Origin of the sequence: Nocardiopsis eucommiae (assembly GCF_965344335.1) — a bacterium.
GTDB lineage: Bacteria > Actinomycetota > Actinomycetes > Streptosporangiales > Streptosporangiaceae > Nocardiopsis > Nocardiopsis eucommiae.
Window position 1 is genome coordinate 310,017 of the sequence record NZ_CBDRIY010000001.1, and the last position, 19,864, is coordinate 329,880.

The window sequence follows — 19,864 nt, forward strand, 5'->3', positions numbered from 1 at the left end:
AACGCGGGTGTTGGTGTGATGTGGGCCGATCGGTGTTCTTGGATGTGCCGGTGCGGGCAATCGCCAGCCATGTCGAGCGATCCGCCCCTGTGCTGTACGTGTCGCGTCTACGCTCGTGTCACAGGCTCCGGTACGTCCGCTCGCCCCGGGCCCGGCCGTGCACGGCGGGTCCTCGCGGGAGGGCCCGAAGCATCCTCCTGTCAGACCTCAACCCCAAGGAGCACGGTGAACTCCACGCCATCCGGCCTCGTGTGCGTCTTCTGCGAGATCGTGGCGGGTGAGGCGCCCGCCCACCGGATCTGGGAGGACGAGACGCACCTGGCCTTCCTGTCGATCTTCCCGAACACCGAGGGGTTCTCCGTGGTGATCCCCAAGGCCCATCGCACCAGCTACGTGGTGGACCTGGACCCGCAGGAGTACACGGCCCTGCACCTGGCCGCACGCGAGGTCGCGCGCCGCCTGGACGCGACCTTCCCCGACGTGGCGCGCACCGGGATCATGTACGAGGGCTACGGGGTCGACCACGCGCACGCGAAGCTCTTCCCGATGCACGGGACCGTGGGCAACGCGGGGGAGGACTGGCGCGAGGTGGCTTCCCGCATCGACGGCTACTTCGAGAGGTACCAGGGGTACCTGTCGTCCCATGACCACCAGCGCGCCGATGACTCCTGGCTCGCCGACGTCGCCAAGCGTGTCAGGGACGCGCGCTCCTGACCCGCCAGAGATCACCTCCGCGTGAGCTGGTGATACTCCTCCGCGATGCGCACCAGATGCTCGACCGCCTCATCTCCGAAGCAGGCCAGTTTCTCCAGTTCACCGAAGAGTTCGACGTAGGTCGCGATGTCGGCGGCGCCGGTCAGGGTCGCCGTCGCTGTCTCGGTAGCCACGACGACAGCGTCTTCGTCGTACACGTCAAAGGCATGGCCAGGGAAGACATGTACAGGTTGCGTCCAAGGGATGATGCCAACCTCGGTATTTCCGCCCCGAGCCGCAATCGTGGCGATCTGTTCGATCTGCTTCGCCATGATCGACGCAGAACCCACATGCCATCGCAAGGCGCCTTCCGGCATAATCAACACATACCGGGTCGCGCCCGCTCTGAGAGCGCGGTGCCGCTCTTGCCGAGCCTCGATGGCAGCTTCGGCTTCATCTGCCGAAACCTTGTCTCGGGGGTCATCAAAGATGCAGCGTGTGTACTCACGAGTCTGCAACGCTCCCAGCACCAGCGCGGGTTCATATGAGCGCACCACGGCGGCGGCAGCTTCCAGCTGCGTCACCCTGCTCTGGAACTGGGACACTCCCCGGGCCATGATCACCCGTGCTGAGGCCTCCTCACGTAGGGATTCAGCCAAGAGCAGCAGCTTGGTGCGCTCGGTTTTGGGGATTTCGTAGACCCGGCAGAGCTCGACCACGTCATCCACAGAGGGCAAGAGCAGGGATCGTTCGATCTTGGAGATCTTGGACTGCGACATGCCCGCAGCCTGACCTGCTCGCACTCCGCTCAGCTTTGCGCGCCCACGGGCCTCTCTCAGGGCGCGAGCGAGCCGATCGCGGGCTTGTGGCCCGCGATCGGTCGAAGCTCTAGGGGAGCCTGTCATGCGGTCCGGTTTGCTCTCCACTCTTCGGGACGACGTGCCCACCACCGCTCGAACGGTTCGGCTGCGGCCAACGCGGCGTCCCTGGCCTTCTGGTAGAGCTCCACGTTATCGACCAGGTCGGCCCCGACAAACTCGCCGGTCTCGCTGTAGTGCATACGCAGCGGGTACTTGTCGTCAATCAGCCAGAAGTCGTGGTCAACCAGGACGGTGGGGAGATCACGTTCGGCCAGATCGAGGACATGGATTTCTTCTCCGGCCCCACTGTTGGGCACATACCCCCACTCACACTCGTAGCGGATGTAGTCGTTGAGTGGAGATCTGAGTACACGCACCCGGTGTTCCAGGATCCCGGCTTCCTTCTCCGCTCGCAGGACGTCCAGCCACTGGTTCTTGCGTTCCCAGTCGGGCTCTGGCTCTCCGGCCTTGAAACGGGCGAAGTCGTCTCCATCCGAGTCGACCTCATAGTGGTCCAACATCTCCAGTCGGAAGGCTGACTTGGTCAGGTGGTCATCGAAGAACTTCTCCATCTCAGCTTCCGTGAGCACGAGCCACCTCTTGGAGCAGAGCGAGAGGAATCTCCACGACACTCTCCCCATCGGGGATGTTGATCCCGGTGATGTCTTTGTCAGCAAGGATGTAGCCCTGCACGACGAGTGTTCCGCGGTCGGTGGCGTAGACGGTCGGGCAGGTGCGCCGATTGCCGCATTCACTGGCGATCCAGGTCAGCTTCACAGGTCCTCCAGGGGGTCGAGGTGATTCCATCATGACAGGAATACTCCTTTGCGTCACCCCCTTGTCGCACGCAGATGATTCCACTATTAATGGAATAGGTGGCGGATCGCCATCACGGATTCCCTCAAGGAGCAGCCCATGCGGGTTCCCGGAAGCGTCGTGTACAACAAGCACGAGGACAACTCGACTTCGGACGGGCACAAGCCCGACCGGCCGATCCCTCCGCCCACCCCCAACGACGGGGGCTCCGGCGGTGGCAAGCACGAGAGGGACGACAAGTAGTGCTTCTCCCACACGAAGAGCTGGTCGCCCGCCTCGTGCGGGTGGGCGACCTGCCCCCGCACCTGCGCCCCTCCTTCGAAAGGGTCGAGCGGCACCGGTTCCTCCCGGACCGGATCACCACCCCGGACGGGACCACCGTGGACCGTGCCCGGGACGAGGCCCGGTGGTTCGAGCTGGCCTATGCCGACATCCCGATCGTCACCCAGAGGGACGACGGGGCCGAGCATGGCCCCGGGTATCCGACCAGCTCCGCCTCCCAGCCCACGATCGTCGCGGACATGCTCCGGCGCCTGGACGTCCTCCCCGGCATGCGCGTGCTGGAGGTCGGGACCGGCACCGGGTACAACGCCGCCCTCCTTTCGCACCTGCTGGGTGACGACGAGGTGACCAGTGTCGAGGTGGACGCTGAGCTGGCCGAGACCGCCCGGGTTCGGCTGATGTCAGCCGGGTTCACGCCCCTGGTGGTCACCGGCGACGGGATGCAGGGCTGGCCAGCCCGCGCCCCCTACGACCGGGTGATCAGTACCGCCGCCGTCCAACGGGTGCCCTACCACTGGGTCGCCCAGTCCCGTCCGGGCGGGAGGATCCTCACTCCCTGGGGCAACGCTTTCCACAACGGGGTGCTGGCCGAACTCCGGGTCGGCCCGGACGGTACGGCGCACGGGCGCTTCGGAGGTGACGTGGCGTTCATGTGGGTGCGTGACCAGCGCGTGCCGAGGAGAGTGGTCGAGACCTACGTCCACCCTGAGACGCAGGAGTTCACGACCACGCGGACGGAGCTGTACCCGTACGAGCCGATCAGCGACTTCGGCGCGAGCTTCGCCATCGGGCTGCGGATGCCCACCGTGCTGAACCGGGTCGAGTCCAGTGAGTCCGACGGCCCTCGGTTCACGGTCCACCTGGTCGACCCCGACACCGGCTCGTGGGCGTCGTGGCACATCGACCCCGGCCAGCGGGGGACGGGGTACGAGGTCCGCCAGCACGGTCCGCGCGAGCTGTTCACCGAACTGGAGGCCGCCCACGCGTGGTGGCTGGGGGAGGGCCGCCCCGAGCACTCCCGGTTCGGTCTCACGGTCTCCGCCGATCACCAACGGGTCTGGCTGGACGAGGAGTCCCACCTGGTCGCCTCCGCGCCCTGAACCTGGGGCAGGAACCGGCGGCGCGGTTCCGTCAGCGACGCGGGAGGGCCCGGGGCGCGCACGCCCCGGGCCCTCCCACCGTCATGCTCACCAGGTCAGGAGAAGTCCTCGACGTTCTCCTCGGTGACGACCTCGACGGGGACCATCACGGTCTCCTCCAGGGCCTCGCCGTTCGCGGCGGCGATGGCGTTGCGCACCGCCGTCCTGCCGAGCTCGGCGGGCTGCTGGGCGATCGACGCGTGCAGCACGCCGTCCGCCACCGCCTCCAGGCCCTCGGGGGTGCCGTCGAAACCGATCACCACGGCCTCCTCGCCACGCGAGGACAGGGCCGCCGCCGCGCCCAGTGCCATCTCGTCGTTCTCCGCGAACACGCCGTCGATGTCCCCGTTGCCCTGCAGCATGTTGGTCATCACGTCGAGCCCCTTGGAGCGGTCGAAGTCGGCGGGCTGCTGGGCCACGACCTCGATGTCCGGGTACTCCGCGATCCCCTCCTCGAAACCGGCGCCGCGCTCACGGCTGGCGGAGGTGCCCGGGGTCCCCTGGAGGACCACGATCCGGCCCTCCTCACCGAGTGCCTCGGCCATGGTCCGGGCCGCCAGGCGTCCCCCCTCGACGTTGTCGGAGGCCACCAGGGTCGCCACCTCGGCGTCGGTGACCCCGCGGTCGGCCGCGATCACCGGGATGTCCGCGTTGTTGGCGCCCACCACCGGGGGACCGGCGGCGTCGGAGTCCACCGGGTTGATCACCATCGCGTCCACGCCGGTGCTGATGAAGTTCTGGATCTGGTCGGCCTGCTGGGAGGCGTCGTCCTGGGCGTCGGTGACCACCAGGTTCACGCCCGCCTCGTCGGCCTCGGCCTGGGCGCCGTCCCTCATCTGGATGAAGAACGGGTTGTTGAGCGTGGACACCGACATCCCCACGCGGGGACCGTCGGAGGAGGAGTTCGGGACGAGGAAGGACAGCGCGCCCACCACCACGGCCGTGGCCGCGGCGGCGATGACGAGCTGGATCCCGCGTCGGCCCCTGCTCACCGAAGCTCCGGCCCCGGTGCCGCCACCGGCACTGCCGGAGCGGCGGCGCAGCGTGTCGAACAGGACCGCGAGGGCGATGACCACACCGATCACGACCTGCTGCCAGAAGGCGGAGACCGACAGGAGGTTGAGCCCGTTGCGCAGCACCGCGAGGATGAGCGCGCCGATCAGCGTGCCGAAGGCGGTACCCACGCCACCGGCCAGGCTGGCGCCGCCGATGACGACTGCCGCGATGGCGTCCAGCTCGTACCCCTGCGCGGCCTGCGGCTGCGCGGAGGCCAGACGGGAGGCGAGGATGACACCCGCGACGGCGGCGAACAGGCCGGACAGGGCGTAGATGCCGAGCTTCTGACGCTTGACCCGGATGCCGGAGAGGCGCGCGGCCTCCTCGTTGCCGCCGATCGCGTACATCGCGCGCCCGGTGAAGGTCCGGCGCAGGATCACGGCGGTGATCAGGCCCATCACGACCATGATCAGCACGGGAACGGGCAGCCAACCGCCGATCGAACCGCCCAGGGCGGCCACGGAGTCGGGCAGGGCGATGGGGCTCCCCTCGGAGATCACCAGGGAGAGGCCGCGTCCCACGGAGAGCATCGCCAGCGTGGCGATGAACGGCGGGAGCTTGCCGTAGGCGATCAGCGCGCCGTTGACCAGACCGGCGGCGGTGCCCGTGGCGGCGGCCAGCGGCAGCGCCAACCAGACCGGCACTCCCTCGACCGTGGCCAGGAACGCCAGCACCGTCGCGGACAGCGCCGCGACCGAACCCACGGACAGGTCGATCCCGCCCGCGATGATCACGAAGGTCACGCCGAAGGCCAGGACCGCGATCACGGCCGCCTGGACACCCACGTTCAGCAGGTTCTGCGCCGTGAGGAAGTCGTCGGACAGCAGCGACATGACCACGACCAGGAGGGCCAGGGCGGTCAGCGCGCCGTTCTCCAGCAGGAAGCGCCGCACGGCGGGCCAGGCGCCGCCGCTCTTGTCAGTGTCAGTGGCCATGGGGGCCCTCCACTCCGTTCTGTTCCGTGTCGGTTCGGGGGGCGGCGGCCAGCGCCAGGGACATCACGGCGTCCTGCGTGGCGTCCTCGGCGGCCAGCTCCCCGGTGATGCGGCCCTGGGCCATGACGAGCACGCGGTCGCTCATCCCCAGCACCTCGGGGAGGTCGCTGGAGATCATCAGCACCGCGTGACCGGAGGCGGTCAGTTCGTTGACCAGGCGGTAGATCTCCACCTTGGCGCCCGCGTCCACACCGCGCGTGGGTTCGTCGAGGATCAGCACCCGGGAGTCGGCCAGCAGCCACTTGCCGATGACGACCTTCTGCTGGTTGCCGCCGGAGAGGGTGCGCACGTGCTGGTCGATGCCGGACATGCGGACCCCCAGCTCACCGGCGATCCGGCGCGCGGAGGCCCGCTGGCCGGAACGGTCCACGAACCCGGCCCGGCTGGTCGGACCGAGGGTGACCAGCCCGAGGTTCTCCTCCACGGAGGCGTCCAGGACCAGGCCCTGACCCTTGCGGTCCTCGGGGACCAGGCCGAGCCCGGCCCGCATGGCGGCGTTGACGTCGCCACCGGGCAGGGCCCGGCCGAGCACCTCGACCTCGCCGTCGTCGTAGGGGTCGGCACCGAACACCGAGCGTGCCACCTCGGTGCGGCCCGCGCCGACCAGTCCGGCGAGGCCGACCACCTCGCCCGCGTGCACGACGAGGTCCACGTCCCGGAACCGGCCGTGGCGGGTCAGACCGCGCACCCGCAGCAGGGGCTCCCCGGGTGCGGGGCGCTCGCGCGGGTACTGCTCGTCGATGCTGCGGCCCACCATCAGGCGCACGAGTTCGTCCTCGGGGGTGTCGGCGGCCACGTGCGCCACCGAACGGCCGTCCCGCAGGACCGTCACCCGGTCGGCGAGCGCGCCGATCTCCTCCAGGTGGTGGGTGATGAAGACGATCCCCACCCCCTCGTCGCGCAGGCGCCGGGCGATCTCGAAGAGCCGCTCGATCTCCCCGGTGGTGAGCACGGCCGTGGGCTCGTCCATGATCAGCACGCGGGCGTCCAGGCTCAGCGCCTTGGCGATCTCCACCATCTGGAGCTGGGCGATGCCCAGGCCGCGCACCTTGGCGCGGGGGGACACGTTCACGCCCACCCGGTCCAGTAGCAGCGCGGCGTCGTCTTCCATGCGCCGGTGGTCGATCAGACCGAACCGGCGGGGCTGACGGCCCAGGAAGATGTTCTCGGCCACCGTCACGTCCGGGACCAGGTTGAACTCCTGGTAGATGGTGGCGATCCCCAGTCGCGCGGCGTCCTGGGCGTCACGGATGACGACCTCCTCGCCGTCCACGAGGACGCGCCCCCGGTCGGGGCGGTGGGCCCCGGAGAGCACCTTGATGAGCGTGCTCTTCCCGGCCCCGTTCTCACCGAGGAGGGCGTGGACCTCGCCCCGGCGGAGGTCGAAGCCGACCTCGTCGAGGGCCACCACCCCCGGAAAGGCCTTGCGTACGCCCTCGATGCGCAGCAGTTCGTGCGGGCTACTCACGTGCGGCTCCTCCTGTCTGGGGTGGAGTGGCGGGCTCGCCGCAGGAGCGGCGGACGACCAGGTGGGCGGGGAGGACGGTCGAGGTGGCCGGTTCGCCCGCGATGAGCGCGGCCAGGGCCCGGACCGCGACCCGCCCGAGTTCGGCGGTGGGCTGGGCGATCGTGGTGATCGGCGGGTCGGTGTGGGAGAACCAGGGGATGTCGTCGAAGGCGGCGAGCCCGATGTCGTCGGGCACGCGCAGACCCCGCGCGGAGATCGCGTCGAGGGCGCCCAGCGCCATGAGGTTGTCGGTGGCGAAGACGACGTCGGGGGGGTCGGGCAGGTCGAGGAAGCGTTCAGTGGCCAGACGGCCGCTCTCGGCCTGGAAGTCACCGCGCCCCACGTACTCCTCGCGGAGGGGGAGGCCGTGCGCGGCCAGGGCCGCGCGGAAGGCGTCCAGCCGTTCGCGGCCGGTGGTCGTGGCGGCCGGGCCGGTGATGACGGCGATCCGGCGGCGGCCCAGGGCGTGCAGGTGGTCGACCAGATCGCGGATGGCGCCCCGGCCGTCGGCTCGCACCACAGGGGAGTCGGACCCGGCGATCCAGCGGTCCACGAAGACGACGGGGGTGGGCCCGGCGGCGGCTTCGAGGGTGCTGGGAGAGTGGCCGTCGGCGGGGGAGACCAGCAGCCCGTCGATGCGGCGTTCCAGCAGGTTGCGGACGTGGTGGTCCTCCAGGTCCGCGCGTTCGTCGGCATTGCCGATGATCACGCTGAAGCCCAGCGCGCGGGCCTCCTCCTCCACGGCCCTGGCGAGCTCGGTGAAGTAGGGGTTGAGGACGTCGCTGATTACCAGGCCGATGGTGCCGGTCCGGTCGGTGCGCAGGGAGCGTGCCACGACGTTGGGTCGGTAGCCCAGGGTGTCGACCGCCGCCAGCACCTTCTGTCGGGCGCCGTCGCTGACGGACGGGTGCCCGTTCAGGGCCCGGGAGACCGTGGCCACGGACAGCCCCGACGTGGCGGCGACATCCTTGATACTCACCACCGAGGACCACCGCCCCGGCCGGGTTCCGGCGCGCGGCGGCCAGGGCTGGCCGCCCGCGTGGAAACGTTTACATGTGCGATCACGTTGACATGATGCGTCATCGACACACGAATTCACAAATCGGATCGTTCGGGATGGGAGGGGAGGTCGGGCCGAGTCGGCGGACGTCCATAGGGGGACAGGGTGACGCAAGTCCGCCGATGTCCGCCCGCAGCGGGGATGTGGTCGCGCTCGACGCGCCCACGCACGTTGCGTGCCCCCTGACCAGCGGCGCCGTATTCTGACCGGGCCCGCCCTCGACCCCCCGCGACCGGCGTCACGAACCCTGGACGGAGTCCGGTGCGCCCCCCAGCAGCTCCGGGCGGTTTCCCAGTCGTCACGGAACGTGTCCGAACGTGATCCGAATACGGGTGGAGACCGCGGGCCACGGTGAAGACGACACAAGGAGTTGACCATGGCCGTCATCGGTACCGACCGCGATCTCGTCGCGCTCGTCAACACGTTCACAGTCGAACCCCGCGACCAGGAGAGGCTGGTGGAACTCCTGAACGAGGCGACGGAGGACGTCATGCGCCACTTCCCCGGGTTCGTCTCGGCCAACGTGCACGTCAGCCTCGACGGCACCAAGGTGTGCAACTACGCGCAGTGGGAGAGCGAGGAGCACTTCACCAAGGCGATCGAGCACCCGGACTCCCAGCCGCACTTCACCCAGTGCAGGGCGATCGCGACCTCCGTGTCCGCGCTGTACCGGCTGCGGTTCACCGAGGGCGGTTGATCCAGGGGCCTCCGGGCACAGGCCCGGAGGCCTCCGTTCGGGCGTCGTCCCCCGCCGGAGCCTCGCCCGTGCCGGGCGTTGCCTACGCGGAAGAGTGGCCCGTGCGGGGCCTCGCCCATGTCGGGCGTTGCCTACGCGGGAAGTGGCCCGTGCTGGGAGTTACCCATGTCGGGCGTTGCCTACGCGGGAAGTGTGGCCCGTGCCGGGCGTGGCCCGTGCCGGGTGGTCGCCCCCGCCGGGCGTCGCCCATCTGAGAAGTGATCCACGTGAGCGACGTTCCGGTCGGGCGTCGCGGCGGCCCGAGCTCGCACGGCGCGTGTTCCCCCCGGGTCGCGTCCTACCGCCCGCCCGCCCCCGAGGCCGCGTTGGTGCGGTCCTGGTTCGCGCTGATCTCGTCGTGGTGCTCCAGGGCCCAGTCGACCAGCGGCGCGACGATCTCCAGGAGGCCGCGGCTCAGTGGAGTGAGGGCGTACTCCACGCGGGGCGGTACCTCCGCGTGCGCGGTCCTCGTCACCAGTCCGTCCTCGTGCAGCCGCCGCAGCGTGAGGGTGAGCATGCGCTGGGAGATGCCGGGGATCGCGCGCTGGAGGTCCGTGTAGCGCCGGGGTCCGTCGCGCAGGGTGACGACCACGAGCATCGTCCACTTGTCACCGACGCGGTCCAGGACCTTCCTGACGGTGTCCGCGTGCTCGGTCGGCAGGTAGGAGCAGGGCCCCAGGAGCCGGTCGTCGGTCGGTCGGGCTGTGTCCACTGAGCACATCTCCCTTCGTGGCGAACACGGATGTGCCTTTTGTACACCCTTCCTTACCGGTCCATCATGGCGTTACGCACAAGTAGTAGGAATTGGAGCCAGCCCATGTCGAAAGTGATCGCCGTCCTCGGAGCCGGTACCGGCCTCGGCGTGTCCGTGGCCCGGCGCTTCGGGCGCGAGGGCTTCCGGGTCGCCCTGGTCGCGCGCCGCCGGGACCGTCTCGACGCGCTCGTCGAGAGCCTCGCGGGCGAGGGCGTCGAGGCGGCCGCCTTCTCGGCCGACCTGTCCGAGCCCGCCGAGGTGCCCGCGCTGGTCGCGGCCGTTCGCGACCGCTTCGACCGGATCGACGTGGTCGAGTACGGGCCGATCGGCGGCGCCATGCCCTTCACCCCGGCCGCCGAACTGGACGCGGCCACCCTGGAGGGACTCTCGCGCCTGCTGCTGCTCACCCCCGTGGAGGTCTTCCGGGCCGTGCTGCCGGAGATGACCGAGCGCGGGGACGGGGCCCTCCTGATGACCACCGGGTACTCGGCGGTTCGGCCGATGCCCCACCTCAGCGGTGTCGGTCCGGTGATGGCGGCCGCCCGCAACTACCTGTACTCCCTGAACGGTGAGCTCGACGGGACCGGCGTCTACGCGGGGACGCTGTCCGTCAGGGCCGGTATCGCCCGCAGCGAGATGATCGAGGGCCAGATGGGCGGGACGGCGGCTGGCTCCGCGCTGCTCGACGCGTTCCCGGTCGTCGATCCGGACGAACTCGCGGAGCACTACTGGGACATGTACACCGAACGGGGCGGGGTCGAGCGGATCCACCCCGAGGCGCCGGCCCCGGAGCTCCTCGTCGGGTAGCCGCCCGCCGTCGGAGGTCAACCGCCCGTCACGAGCATCCACGAGGTACGTCCTCAGGGCGTACCTCGTGGATCATTCCTCCCACCTGTCGCCCGCCACCACCCTCAACGGACGCCTTCGGCGCGATGTCCTCGCGTTTTCGCCACGCCGCGCCGATGAGGCTCGGGCAGCCGGAACCCGGCCGGGCCCCCGTGTGCGAGGCCGCGGAGCTCGCGAAGCAGCGCACAGTAGGGGAGAGTGCCGCTCGCATCGGTGGCGGCTCCACCATCACCGGCGAAAGCATCCACGGAAACCGCCCTAGTCGGAGCCTTGCTCCCCGGGAGCGGCGAGGATGTGCTCGGCCATGAGGCGCTCGGCCTCGGTCCCGTCTCCCTGCGCGAAGGCGCCGAGCATCCGCCCGTGCGCGTCGAGGTACAGGCTGACCCTGGCCGGGTCCTTCCACCGCGAGACGGTCTCCAGGATGGGGTTGTTGCGCCGGAGCGAGCGGACGTGCCCGCCCAGGAACGCGGGACCGCCGATGTCCGCGACCATCTGGTGGAACAGGCGGCTGTCCTGGGCCAGATCCTGTGATGCACCGGAGTCACGCGCGGCGACCATGCGGTCGTGCACCTCCGTGAGCTCGGCCAGCTGGGCGTCGGTGATCCGCTGGGCCGCCAGCCGCGCGCTCAGACCCTCGACCGCCGCGCGCAGCTGTCGGAGTTCCTCGGCCGCTTCGACGCCGAGCGCGGAGACGGTGGCGCCGTGGTGCGCGCGGTAGGTGACCAGGCCGTCGCTCTCCAGACGGCGCAGCGCCTCGCGCACGGGGGTGATGGAGACCCCGAGGCGGGTGGCGACCTCGTCCTGGTTCACGGAGGCACCGGGGGGATGGACCCCGTTCACGATCTCGTGTCGCAGCGTCTCGTGGACGTACTCGGCCTTGCTCGTCGGGGGACGACCGGTACGCGGAAGCCCCGCCGTCTCCCCGCTACCAGAGGCGGACAAGAGCGGACCTCCCCGTCGACGCGATGTTCATGGAACCAAGCTTAGGGGGCCGGTGCCGGTGTCCCGCAGGGGCTGACGGGACCTCAGGGGTGTGGTGGTTCACAAGGACCCCCTTGCGCCTACTTATATATCTTATAAGTTGTTTGTTATGAGATCACTGAGCAACCTGAAGGTCGTCGACGCGGCCACGCTCTTCGCCGGTCCGATGGCCGCCACCTACCTGGGCGACTTCGGGGCCGACGTCGTCAAGGTCGAGCACCCCCGTCGCGGCGACCCCGCCCGGGGCCACGGGCCCACCAAGGACGGGGTCGGGCTCTGGTGGAAGATGCTGGCCCGCAACAAGCGCACGACCACGCTCGACCTCTCCCAGCCCGAGGGGCAGGAGGTCGCGCTGCGTCTGCTGGACGAGGCCGACGTCCTCATCGAGAACTTCCGACCCGGCACCCTCGAACGCTGGAACCTCTCCCCTGAGACGCTCCTCGAACGCAACCCCCGGCTCATCATCGCCCGCGTCACCGGGTTCGGGCAGAAGGGGCCGATGGCCCACCGTCCCGGCTTCGGGACCCTCGCCGAGGCCATGAGCGGCTTCGCCTCCATGACCGGACAGCCGGACGGACCCCCCACGCTCCCGCCCCTGGCCCTGGCCGACGGGATCGCGGCGCTGGCCGTGGCCTACGCCGTCATGGTCGCCGTGCACAACCGGGAGGAGACCGGTAGGGGGCAGGTGATCGACCTGGCCATCATCGAGCCCATCCTCACGGTCCTCGGCCCCCAGCTCACCGCCTACCACGCGACCGGAGCGATCCCGGAGCGGACCGGCAACCGGTCCACCAGCAACGCCCCCCGCAACACCTACCGGACCCGGGACGGACGCTGGCTGGCGATCTCCACGAGCGCCCAGTCCATCGCCGAACGGGTGATGCGCCTGGTGGGGCGCGAGGACCTGGTGGACGAGCCCTGGTTCGCCTCCGGCCGCACCCGCTACGAGCACGCCGACGAACTCGACGAGGCCGTGGGTTCCTGGATCGCCGCGCGCGACGCGGACGAGGTGATCGAGGAGTTCGACCGGGCACAGGCGGCCATCGCGCCGATCTACGACGCGTCCGACATCGCCACCGACCCGCAGTACCGGGCCCTGGAGACGATCGTGCACGTGCCGGACGACGAGCTCGGGAGCGTGGCGATCCAGAACGTGCCCTTCCGGATGTCCGAGAGTCCCGGCGAGATCCGCTGGGTGGGACCGCCCAAGGGCCGCCACACCGACGAGGTGCTGGCGGAACTCGGCTACTCCGAGGCTGCCCGGTCCGGGCTGCGCGAAGCGGGGGTCATCTGATGAGCGCCGTCCAGGCGCCCCTGGTCACCTGGCTCTACGTGCCCGGCGACCGGCCCGAGCGCTTCTCCAAGGCGATCGCCTCCGGGGCGGACGCGGTGATCCTGGACCTGGAGGACGCCGTCCTGCCCTCGGCCAAGGACACGGCCCGGCGCCACGTACGGGACTTCCTCGACGCCCGCCACGCGGAGTCGGTCGACGACGGGGTACGGGTGCACGTCCGCGTCAACGCGCCGCACACCGAGTGGTTCGCGCTCGACGCCGCCGCCGTGGCGGCCGGGGGTGCGGACGGGGTGCGGGTGCCCAAGATCGAGTCGGCGGAGGACGTGGACCTCGTCGTCGGCGCCGTCGGTGAGGGCGTGCCCGTGGACTGCCTCCTGGAGTCCGCGCGGGGTGTGGAGAACGCCTCGGAGATCGCGGCACACCCCGCCGTGCGGTCGCTGGCCCTGGGTGAGGCGGACCTGACCGCCGAGCTGGGGCTCCGGGGGGACGAGGCCTTCTCCTGGCTGCGGACCCGCATCGTCGTCGCCTCGGCCGCCGCGGGGCTGGCGGCGCCGGGGATGGCGGCCTACATCGACGTCAGGGACACGGAGGGTCTGTACCGCTCCTGCCTGCGCGGGCGCGACACCGGACTCTTCGGCCGGTCCGCGATCCACCCCCGCCAGGTGCCGGTGATCCGCCGCGCCTTCACCCCCTCTGAGGAGGAGGTGTCCCGTGCCCGCCAGATCGCGGAGGCGGCCGAGGGCGCGTCCGCGGAGTCGGTCCGTGGGGGCGGCGCGATCGCCCTGGCCGACGGCCGCTTCATCGACGCGCCGGTGGTGACGGCGGCCCTGCGCACGCTCGCCCTGGCCCAGAGCATCGCCGAACGGGGGTCGGACTGAGGTCCGGCCCCCCACCCTGAGGCGGGCCGGTCCGTTCCCGTCCCGCCTCAGGGCCTCCGAGCCGCCCCGCCGGTCGAACGTGGCGGGGTGCCCGTCACGCGTGCCTGGGGCGTGCCCTGGGGCATGTGCGTGGTGTGACTGCTCCATTGCAGGTCAGGAGATTCCTGGCCAACGGTTGACGTTCGACGTAACCTGGGACACACTTCACACAGCGAACTTACACTTCACTGTTTGAAACGTTGTTTCGTCCAGGTGAAAAGTGTCGACACGTGGGCGAGGAGACCTCCCCACCGGGCCGACCGTTCGATTCCTCCGAGCGGTGCGCGCCACCGCCGGCGTACTCCGCGACGCCGTCCCCACATCACCGAGCTCGGGAGCCTCCCATGCCCTCTGCACTCTTGGCCCTGGCCGCCTTCATCGCGGTCATCATCGTCTGGAGCGCCGTCTTCAAGAGGAACATGGGCGAGGCCATGTTCCTCGGCTTCATCGCCACCTGCCTGTTCGCGGGAGGGGACTTCTTCGGAGCGATGGTCTCCGGTCTCGTGAACACCACCTCCAACGAGGTCATCTACGCCGCGCTGGCCTTCGTGTTCATGGCGTACATGATCGAGCGCACCGGCCTCATCAACAAGATCCTGGACATCCTCAACGCCGCCCTGGGGCGCCTGCGCGGCGGTCCCGCCTACGTGGACGTCGTGGCCTCCGGAGTGATGGGGGCGCTGTCGGGTTCCAACTCGGGCAACGTCGCCTCCACCGGTTCGGTCACCGGACCCTGGATGGTGCGCAACGGCTTCAGCCGGGCGCGCGCGGCCACGATCCTCGCGGGCAACGGCGGCATGGGCGCCGCCCTGCCGCCCAGCTCGTCCATGGTGATCATGCTCGGCTTCGCGGGCGCGGCGGTCTCGACCGGGGACATCTACCTCGCCCTGCTGGTCACGGGTCTGTACCAGGTCCTGCACCGGCTGGTGATGGCCTTCGTCTTCGTCCGGGTGGACGGCGTGCGAGTGGCCGAGGACCAGGCCCGGCTGCCGTTCGGCCGGGTGTGGCGCGCCGGTTGGCCCGCCACCCTCATCTACCTCGGGGCCCTCATCCCGATCGCGGTGACCACCGGTCCGCTCTCGGACTACCTGGGCTCGCCGGACCGCCTCGGGGACGCGCTCGGGGACATCTCGCTCATCACGTGGATCCCGATCCTGATCATCCTCATCGCCGCCATCGTCGGCCGCCGTGAGCTGCCGGGGAGCGCGCGCCAGTGGTACGACTTCGTGCTCGCGGCGATGCCGCGCCTGGGCACCATCGGGGCGCTGCTGATCTTCGCGATGGCCGCCAGCGGTGTGCTCGCGGACCTCGGCCTGGCCGAGGACGTCGAGCAGGTGCTGGGCTACTTCAACGCCGGGCCCTTCCTCATGGTGGCGCTGACCGTCCTCCTGGTCGCGATCGTCTCGATCCCGCTGACCTCCACCGCCGCGCTGACCGCCGTGGGCCAGGTGTCCTTCCTCAGCCTCGTCGCCGTCGGAGTGGATCCGGTGATCGCGCTGGTCGTGCCGCTGGTGGCCGCCTCCACCGAGGGGTCCTCCCCGCCCTCCGCGCCGATCTTCATCGCGTCGGGGATCGTGCAGGTCAAGGCGGAGAAGACCTTCGTGCCGCTGATCCTGTTCTACCTCGTGCCCATCATCCTCCTGGCCTGCCTCGTGGGCTGGGGCATCCTGCCCATCTTCGTCGTCTGATCCATCGCGGTCCCGGGCGGGCGGCACGGCCGCCCGCCCGAACAGAAAGGGGCACCTGATGTCCGAACGCAAACAGTCGCCGCGCCAGCTCGCGCTGAGCATCCTCCGGGTCCTCTTCGTCGCGACCTTCGCCGCGTTCTTCCTCGTCGCGATCCTCATGGTGCTGGGACAGCTGGTGGGGACCGTCCTGTCGCAGCCCGGGCTCGTCAGCGCGGCGTCCGACCACCTGCTGGTCCCCTCCGTGACCCTCGCGTCCACCTTCGGCGTCATCGCGTTCCTGGCCTCGTACCTCCAGAACGACGACGAGGAGACCCCGGCGGCCTGACCCTTCCGGTCTCCCGCCCTTCGGAGGCGGGGCCCGGCCCGAACCGGGCTGAGCCCCGCCTTCTCCTGTCGCTCAGGGTCACACGGCAAGCGCGAAGTGCCGCGAAAATTTCATGCATTGACAACAAGCTTCGCTAGGTGAAATGTTGGACTCGTCGCCGAACGCACCGGCGGCTCGCGCCCTCGAAAGGAATCCCATGACGGGACAGACCACACCCCTCCCCGAAGACCTGCACCGACGCCTGGGAGCGCTGCCCGCGGCCAACGTCGGTGACGTGCTCGACCGCCTGTACGTGGCCGAGGCCGCCATCTCGACCGTCTGGAAGGGCGCGAAGGTGGTGGGACCGGCCTTCACCGTGATGACCGCCGGGGGCGACAACAAGCTCATCCACGAGGCGATCGACACCGCCGCGCCCGGTGACGTGCTCGTGATCGACGGCCAGGCGGTCACGCACCGGGCCCTGCTCGGTGACCTCATGGGCAGGCGCGCCAAGGCCCGGGGGCTCGCCGGATTCGTCGTGGACGGCGCCATTCGCGACGCCGACGACCTCGGTGCCATCGGCTTCCCGACCTGGGCCCGGGCCGTCACCCCGGCCGGTCCCTACCGCAACGGCCCCGGCCTGCTCCAGGTCCCTGTCTCCGTGGGCCGCGTGGTGGTCAACCCCGGAGACGTGATCGTGGGTGACGACGACGGGGTCACCGTCATCCCCCGGCACCGTCTGGAGGAGATCGTCGCCGCCGCCGAGGGCAAGCACGCCAACGAGGAGGAGGCCCGGGCCAGGATCGCCGCCCTGTAGCATTTGCGGGACATCCAGCTCCACAGTCTGAGGGGTTCCGCAGTGGCCGCAGAGTCGTCGGGTCAGCCCACGGTACGCAGTGTGGAGCGTGCCCTTGACGTCCTGGAGGCCCTGGAACGCAGCGAGACCCCGCTGCGCCTGGTGGACCTGTGCCGCCTGGTGGACCTGCACCCGGCGACCGTGCTCCGGTCGCTGGCGGTACTCCAGCGCAGAGGTCTCGTGGTCGCGGAGAACCAGACCTACCGCCTGGGTGTGGCCGTGCTGCGCATGGCCCACGGGTTCCTGGTCAACGACCAGCTCACCCAGCAGGCCCGTCCCGTCATGCAGAGCCTGACCTCGGTCACCGGGCTGACCTCCTCCCTCTACGTGCGCAGCGGTTTCGAGCGCGTGCTCGCGGTGCGGGTCGACGGCAGCCCCCAGTTGCACTACCAGGTTCCGATCGGCCGCTGGTTCCCCCTCTACGTGGGGTCCGGCAAGGTCATCGCGGCCCACCTGCCCAAGGACGAGCGGGACGCCGTGGCGGCGATGTCGGAAGGCTGCACGAACGCCTCGGGGGAACTGCTCGACCCCGAGCGGGTGCGCCGGGAACTGGAGGACATCGACAGGGAGGGCCACAGCCTGACCATCGGTGAGCGCGACGTCGCCGTCGCCGCCGCGGCCGTCGCCGTCACCGGCCCGACGGGGGAGCCGCTCGCCGCCCTCTCCGTCTCCGGGCCCTCCGAACACACCTCCCAGGACCGCCTGCGTCAGGCCGTCCCCGAACTCCGAAGAGCAGCCTCCGCCCTCAGCGGGCGGCACTCCCTCTCGTGATCCGGCCCCGCGCCTGACCCGTACCGGGAACGCCGCCCGCCGGACCACGGCGGAGCGGCGACCGGACGGAGCGGGCACACCCGTGCGCCGTACCGGACCGTCGTCGGCTCCCACACGACGAAAGGTCACCATGCGTATCACCGTCATCGGTCTCGGTGAGGCCGGAACCATCTACGCCACCGCGCTCACCGGGGCGGGCCACGAGGTCACCGGTTTCGACCCCGGCCCCGCGGACACCCCCGAGGGCGTCCGGCGCGCGGAGTCCGCCCACGAGGCCGTGGCCGGAGCGGAGATGGTCCTGGTGCTCACCTCCGCCTCCGTCGCCCCGGCCGTCGCGGACAGCGTGCTCGGGGCGCTCACCCCGGACACCGTCTACGCCGACCTCACCTCCGCCACCCCCGACGTCATGAGGTCGCTCAGCGAGAGGGTCCAGGCCACCGGGGCCCGGTTCGCCGACGTGGCCATCCTCGGCCCGATGACCATCGGGGGAGCCGCCACCGACCTCATCGCCAGTGGTCCGGGGGCCCCCGAGGTCGCCCGCGTGTGCGCGTCCCTGGGCGCCGAGGTGGAGGCCCTGCCCGGGGAGCCGGGGGAGGCCACGGCGCGCAAGCTCCTGCGCAGCTCCCTGATGAAGCCCCTCGCCTCGGTGGTGTGCGAGGCCGTCGTGGCGGGCAGGGCCGCCGGAGCGGAGGAGTGGGTGCGCGAGCAGATCGCCTCCCAGCTCACGGGCGGAGCGGAGCTGGTCGACCGCTTCCTCAGCGGGACCGTCAAGCACGCCTCCCGGCGCAGCGAGGAGGTGCGGGCCACCGCTGACTTCCTCGCCTCCCTCGGCGTCCCGAACGAGATGACGACCGCCTCGGAACTGACCCTGCGCAGGCTCGCCGTCAACGGCGTGCAGGGCTGACGGAGGTCGCCCCCGGCCAGTTCGACCGGGGGCGGTTCCGACGGTGCGGGCCGGGCCAGCCCTCCCCGGGCTCCGGGGCGGGCGCTCACGGAGGGGCGTTCCGATGTGCACGCGTCGCTGTCCTGGCCGTCCGGGAACGATACGTCGACGTCAGCGGGACGCCTCTACGCGTACGCGGTCGCTGTCCCGGTCGGTCAGGAACAGGGCCAGCAGCCGTCCCCGCTCCGCCACCTCCTCCCGGTCGTCCCGGGACAGCGGGCGGAGCGGGGTGACCACCACGGTGCCCTCCTCGGTGCGCCAGGTCGCGGAGAGGCGGCCGTCCACGAGCACCACGCGTTCACCGGCCACCGACAGCCCCCGGTGCTCGTCGTCGATGAACCGGTTCCGGTAGTGGTAGCCGAGGACGGCGTTGTCGAAGGCGGGCAGGAAGCGCACGGGGGCCGCGGTGTCGGGGTCCGGTCGCGGCGCGTCGGGCAGGTCCAGCAGTTCCCGGCCGCGCTCGTCGCGGAAGGACACCAGCTCGTCCCGCACGGCGGCCACCGCCGCGGGGAGCCCGGCCAGCCCGCACCAGGAGCGCAGGTCGGTGGAGGTCGCGGGGCCGTAGGCGGCGAGGTAGCGGCGGACCAGGGCCCGACCGGCCGGGTCGGAGCCGTCGGCGGGGAGCGGATCGACCTCCTGACCGAGCCAGGAGGACAGCAGAACGTTGCGGACCCCGCCCCGGGTACGCCACAGCCCGCGCGGCGGGGCCTGCACGACCGGCAGCAGGGCCGAGACCAGCATCTCGCCCAGCGGCCGCCGCCCCGGCTCCGGCCAGCGGTGGAAGAGCGCTTCGACCAGTTCGGTCATGGTGCGCGGCTGGCCGTCGGACATCACGGCCAGCCCCGCCTCGGCCAGCTCGTCCAGGTCCACCCCGCGCAGGTCGTCCCGGTAGACCCCCATGACCTTCTGGCGCAGCATGGCGTCGAACCGGGACCGCCAGGCGAGGGCGTCCTCGGCGGTCACCAGGTGCACGGTGCGCCGCATGAGGTGGACCCGCACGACGCGTCGTTCGGTCAGCAGCTCGGACAGCGTGGCGGCCTCGAAGGCCCGCATCCGGGTCCAGAGCCCGACGAACGGTTCCTGGGGCTCCTGGGCCTGGAGCCCGCCCAGGTGGGAGACGGTCTCCAGCGCCGACCTCCCGGTCGGTTCGAGCAGCGCCTGCCGGGCCAGGGCGGCACGGTTGAGCGCCCGGTCGTCCAGCACGGTCGCGTTCTTCGTGGGCATGGTCTGTTCCCCTGTTCCTCTCGTACCCGGGAACCCTCCCAGGGGTCGAGGTCAGGTTCTGTCCTCCTTCGCCGGGGCGACCGGTGGCGCTCCTCACGGACCGGGCCGTCCCCACGTGCCGACCGCGTCGCGTTCCTCCGTG

The 19,864-nt window shown here is 70.7% G+C and carries 21 protein-coding genes; 12 read left to right on the plus strand and 9 right to left on the minus strand.

Annotation, left to right across the window (positions count from 1 at the left end; all coding sequences use genetic code 11):
* Positions 1-225 precede the first annotated feature (225 nt).
* A complete protein-coding gene (locus ACRWK8_RS01365; protein ID WP_431867774.1) occupies positions 226-714 on the plus strand; it encodes an HIT family protein in 489 nt (162 codons plus the stop codon).
* An 11-nt stretch (positions 715-725) separates the two neighbouring features.
* Here ACRWK8_RS01365 and ACRWK8_RS01370 read toward each other — a convergent pair whose 3' ends face one another.
* From ACRWK8_RS01370 to ACRWK8_RS01380, 3 genes are read right to left on the minus strand one after another with little or no spacing between them, the layout of a single operon-like run.
* Complete coding sequence (locus ACRWK8_RS01370) at positions 726-1,598, minus strand: helix-turn-helix domain-containing protein (protein ID WP_431867776.1); 873 nt, start codon at positions 1,596-1,598, stop codon at positions 726-728.
* Positions 1,595-2,125 carry a DUF6879 family protein gene (locus tag ACRWK8_RS01375; RefSeq protein WP_378734630.1) on the minus strand — a complete coding sequence of 177 codons (531 nt, stop codon included), beginning with the start codon at positions 2,123-2,125 and terminating at the stop codon, positions 1,595-1,597. The genes ACRWK8_RS01370 and ACRWK8_RS01375 overlap by 4 nt, the downstream gene beginning before the upstream one ends.
* Position 2,126: 1 nt before the next feature.
* Positions 2,127-2,330: a hypothetical protein gene (locus ACRWK8_RS01380; RefSeq protein WP_378734628.1), complete on the minus strand. Its 204-nt coding sequence runs from the start codon at positions 2,328-2,330 to the stop codon at positions 2,127-2,129.
* 138 nt (positions 2,331-2,468) lie between these two features.
* Here ACRWK8_RS01380 and ACRWK8_RS01385 point away from each other — a divergent pair, with 138 nt between their 5' ends.
* Both ACRWK8_RS01385 and ACRWK8_RS01390 read left to right on the plus strand, forming a co-directional pair.
* Positions 2,469-2,612 (plus strand): hypothetical protein, encoded by a 144-nt coding sequence (locus ACRWK8_RS01385; RefSeq protein ID WP_378734626.1) that lies wholly within the window; start codon positions 2,469-2,471, stop codon positions 2,610-2,612.
* Positions 2,612-3,751: a methyltransferase domain-containing protein gene (locus ACRWK8_RS01390; RefSeq protein ID WP_431867779.1), complete on the plus strand. Its 1,140-nt coding sequence runs from the start codon at positions 2,612-2,614 to the stop codon at positions 3,749-3,751. The genes ACRWK8_RS01385 and ACRWK8_RS01390 overlap by 1 nt, the downstream gene beginning before the upstream one ends.
* Before the next feature lie 95 nt (positions 3,752-3,846).
* On the opposite strand, the gene ACRWK8_RS01395 is transcribed toward ACRWK8_RS01390, so the two are convergent.
* From ACRWK8_RS01395 to ACRWK8_RS01405, 3 genes are read right to left on the minus strand one after another with little or no spacing between them, the layout of a single operon-like run.
* The gene (locus ACRWK8_RS01395; protein WP_431867781.1) at positions 3,847-5,781 is read right to left on the minus strand and encodes an ABC transporter permease/substrate-binding protein; all 1,935 of its coding nucleotides are present in this window, start codon (positions 5,779-5,781) and stop codon (positions 3,847-3,849) included.
* Positions 5,771-7,309 carry a sugar ABC transporter ATP-binding protein gene (locus tag ACRWK8_RS01400; RefSeq protein WP_431867783.1) on the minus strand — a complete coding sequence of 513 codons (1,539 nt, stop codon included), beginning with the start codon at positions 7,307-7,309 and terminating at the stop codon, positions 5,771-5,773. Before ACRWK8_RS01400 ends, ACRWK8_RS01395 begins: the two co-directional genes overlap by 11 nt.
* The gene (locus ACRWK8_RS01405; protein WP_378734620.1) at positions 7,302-8,330 is read right to left on the minus strand and encodes a LacI family DNA-binding transcriptional regulator; all 1,029 of its coding nucleotides are present in this window, start codon (positions 8,328-8,330) and stop codon (positions 7,302-7,304) included. Before ACRWK8_RS01405 ends, ACRWK8_RS01400 begins: the two co-directional genes overlap by 8 nt.
* A 454-nt stretch (positions 8,331-8,784) precedes the next feature.
* On the opposite strand from ACRWK8_RS01405, the gene ACRWK8_RS01410 reads away from it, so the two are divergent.
* Positions 8,785-9,105 carry an antibiotic biosynthesis monooxygenase family protein gene (locus ACRWK8_RS01410; protein WP_431867786.1) on the plus strand — a complete coding sequence of 107 codons (321 nt, stop codon included), beginning with the start codon at positions 8,785-8,787 and terminating at the stop codon, positions 9,103-9,105.
* Positions 9,106-9,442: 337 nt separating this feature from the next.
* On the opposite strand, the gene ACRWK8_RS01415 is transcribed toward ACRWK8_RS01410, so the two are convergent.
* Positions 9,443-9,865, minus strand: coding sequence for a winged helix-turn-helix transcriptional regulator (locus tag ACRWK8_RS01415; protein ID WP_378734615.1), 423 nt, complete (start codon positions 9,863-9,865; stop codon positions 9,443-9,445).
* Between the two features lie 96 nt (positions 9,866-9,961).
* Here ACRWK8_RS01415 and ACRWK8_RS01420 point away from each other — a divergent pair, with 96 nt between their 5' ends.
* Positions 9,962-10,705 carry an SDR family NAD(P)-dependent oxidoreductase gene (locus tag ACRWK8_RS01420; protein WP_378734610.1) on the plus strand — a complete coding sequence of 248 codons (744 nt, stop codon included), beginning with the start codon at positions 9,962-9,964 and terminating at the stop codon, positions 10,703-10,705.
* A gap of 297 nt (positions 10,706-11,002) precedes the next feature.
* Here ACRWK8_RS01420 and ACRWK8_RS01425 read toward each other — a convergent pair whose 3' ends face one another.
* On the minus strand, positions 11,003-11,686 hold the full coding sequence (locus ACRWK8_RS01425; protein ID WP_378734608.1) for a GntR family transcriptional regulator: 684 nt from the start codon (positions 11,684-11,686) through the stop codon (positions 11,003-11,005).
* A gap of 148 nt (positions 11,687-11,834) precedes the next feature.
* Here ACRWK8_RS01425 and ACRWK8_RS01430 point away from each other — a divergent pair, with 148 nt between their 5' ends.
* The 7 genes from ACRWK8_RS01430 to ACRWK8_RS01460 all read left to right on the plus strand — a co-directional run bounded on the left by ACRWK8_RS01430 (position 11,835) and on the right by ACRWK8_RS01460 (position 18,459).
* Positions 11,835-13,019 (plus strand): CaiB/BaiF CoA transferase family protein, encoded by a 1,185-nt coding sequence (locus tag ACRWK8_RS01430; protein WP_378734606.1) that lies wholly within the window; start codon positions 11,835-11,837, stop codon positions 13,017-13,019.
* The gene (locus ACRWK8_RS01435; protein ID WP_378734604.1) at positions 13,019-13,897 is read left to right on the plus strand and encodes an HpcH/HpaI aldolase/citrate lyase family protein; all 879 of its coding nucleotides are present in this window, start codon (positions 13,019-13,021) and stop codon (positions 13,895-13,897) included. The genes ACRWK8_RS01430 and ACRWK8_RS01435 overlap by 1 nt, the downstream gene beginning before the upstream one ends.
* Before the next feature lie 383 nt (positions 13,898-14,280).
* Positions 14,281-15,624 (plus strand): TRAP transporter large permease subunit, encoded by a 1,344-nt coding sequence (locus tag ACRWK8_RS01440; RefSeq protein WP_378734602.1) that lies wholly within the window; start codon positions 14,281-14,283, stop codon positions 15,622-15,624.
* Between the two features lie 58 nt (positions 15,625-15,682).
* Complete coding sequence (locus ACRWK8_RS01445; protein ID WP_378734600.1) at positions 15,683-15,949, plus strand: hypothetical protein; 267 nt, start codon at positions 15,683-15,685, stop codon at positions 15,947-15,949.
* A gap of 196 nt (positions 15,950-16,145) precedes the next feature.
* Entirely contained in the window at positions 16,146-16,745 is a 600-nt protein-coding gene (locus ACRWK8_RS01450; RefSeq protein ID WP_378734598.1) for an RraA family protein, read from the plus strand.
* Positions 16,746-16,826: 81 nt separating this feature from the next.
* Positions 16,827-17,555, plus strand: a complete 729-nt coding sequence (locus tag ACRWK8_RS01455; protein WP_431867791.1) for an IclR family transcriptional regulator — start codon at positions 16,827-16,829, stop codon at positions 17,553-17,555.
* A 130-nt stretch (positions 17,556-17,685) separates the two neighbouring features.
* Positions 17,686-18,459: an NAD(P)-dependent oxidoreductase gene (locus ACRWK8_RS01460; protein WP_378734594.1), complete on the plus strand. Its 774-nt coding sequence runs from the start codon at positions 17,686-17,688 to the stop codon at positions 18,457-18,459.
* A gap of 150 nt (positions 18,460-18,609) precedes the next feature.
* Here the strand turns inward: ACRWK8_RS01460 and ACRWK8_RS01465 are convergent, their stop codons facing one another.
* Positions 18,610-19,722 carry a winged helix DNA-binding domain-containing protein gene (locus tag ACRWK8_RS01465; RefSeq protein WP_431867793.1) on the minus strand — a complete coding sequence of 371 codons (1,113 nt, stop codon included), beginning with the start codon at positions 19,720-19,722 and terminating at the stop codon, positions 18,610-18,612.
* Positions 19,723-19,864 lie beyond the last annotated feature (142 nt).

Coding starts and splice junctions, on each gene's coding strand:
- ACRWK8_RS01460 (WP_378734594.1), top strand. CDS start 17,686: ATGCGTATCACCGTCATCGGTCTCGGTGAGGCCGGAACCATCTACGCC.
- ACRWK8_RS01450 (WP_378734598.1), top strand. CDS start 16,146: ATGACGGGACAGACCACACCCCTCCCCGAAGACCTGCACCGACGCCTG.
- ACRWK8_RS01465 (WP_431867793.1), bottom strand. CDS start 19,722: ATGCCCACGAAGAACGCGACCGTGCTGGACGACCGGGCGCTCAACCGT.
- ACRWK8_RS01385 (WP_378734626.1), top strand. CDS start 2,469: ATGCGGGTTCCCGGAAGCGTCGTGTACAACAAGCACGAGGACAACTCG.
- ACRWK8_RS01415 (WP_378734615.1), bottom strand. CDS start 9,865: ATGTGCTCAGTGGACACAGCCCGACCGACCGACGACCGGCTCCTGGGG.
- ACRWK8_RS01395 (WP_431867781.1), bottom strand. CDS start 5,781: ATGGCCACTGACACTGACAAGAGCGGCGGCGCCTGGCCCGCCGTGCGG.
- ACRWK8_RS01430 (WP_378734606.1), top strand. CDS start 11,835: ATGAGATCACTGAGCAACCTGAAGGTCGTCGACGCGGCCACGCTCTTC.
- ACRWK8_RS01370 (WP_431867776.1), bottom strand. CDS start 1,598: ATGACAGGCTCCCCTAGAGCTTCGACCGATCGCGGGCCACAAGCCCGC.
- ACRWK8_RS01440 (WP_378734602.1), top strand. CDS start 14,281: ATGCCCTCTGCACTCTTGGCCCTGGCCGCCTTCATCGCGGTCATCATC.
- ACRWK8_RS01410 (WP_431867786.1), top strand. CDS start 8,785: ATGGCCGTCATCGGTACCGACCGCGATCTCGTCGCGCTCGTCAACACG.
- ACRWK8_RS01420 (WP_378734610.1), top strand. CDS start 9,962: ATGTCGAAAGTGATCGCCGTCCTCGGAGCCGGTACCGGCCTCGGCGTG.
- ACRWK8_RS01435 (WP_378734604.1), top strand. CDS start 13,019: ATGAGCGCCGTCCAGGCGCCCCTGGTCACCTGGCTCTACGTGCCCGGC.
- ACRWK8_RS01375 (WP_378734630.1), bottom strand. CDS start 2,125: ATGGAGAAGTTCTTCGATGACCACCTGACCAAGTCAGCCTTCCGACTG.
- ACRWK8_RS01445 (WP_378734600.1), top strand. CDS start 15,683: ATGTCCGAACGCAAACAGTCGCCGCGCCAGCTCGCGCTGAGCATCCTC.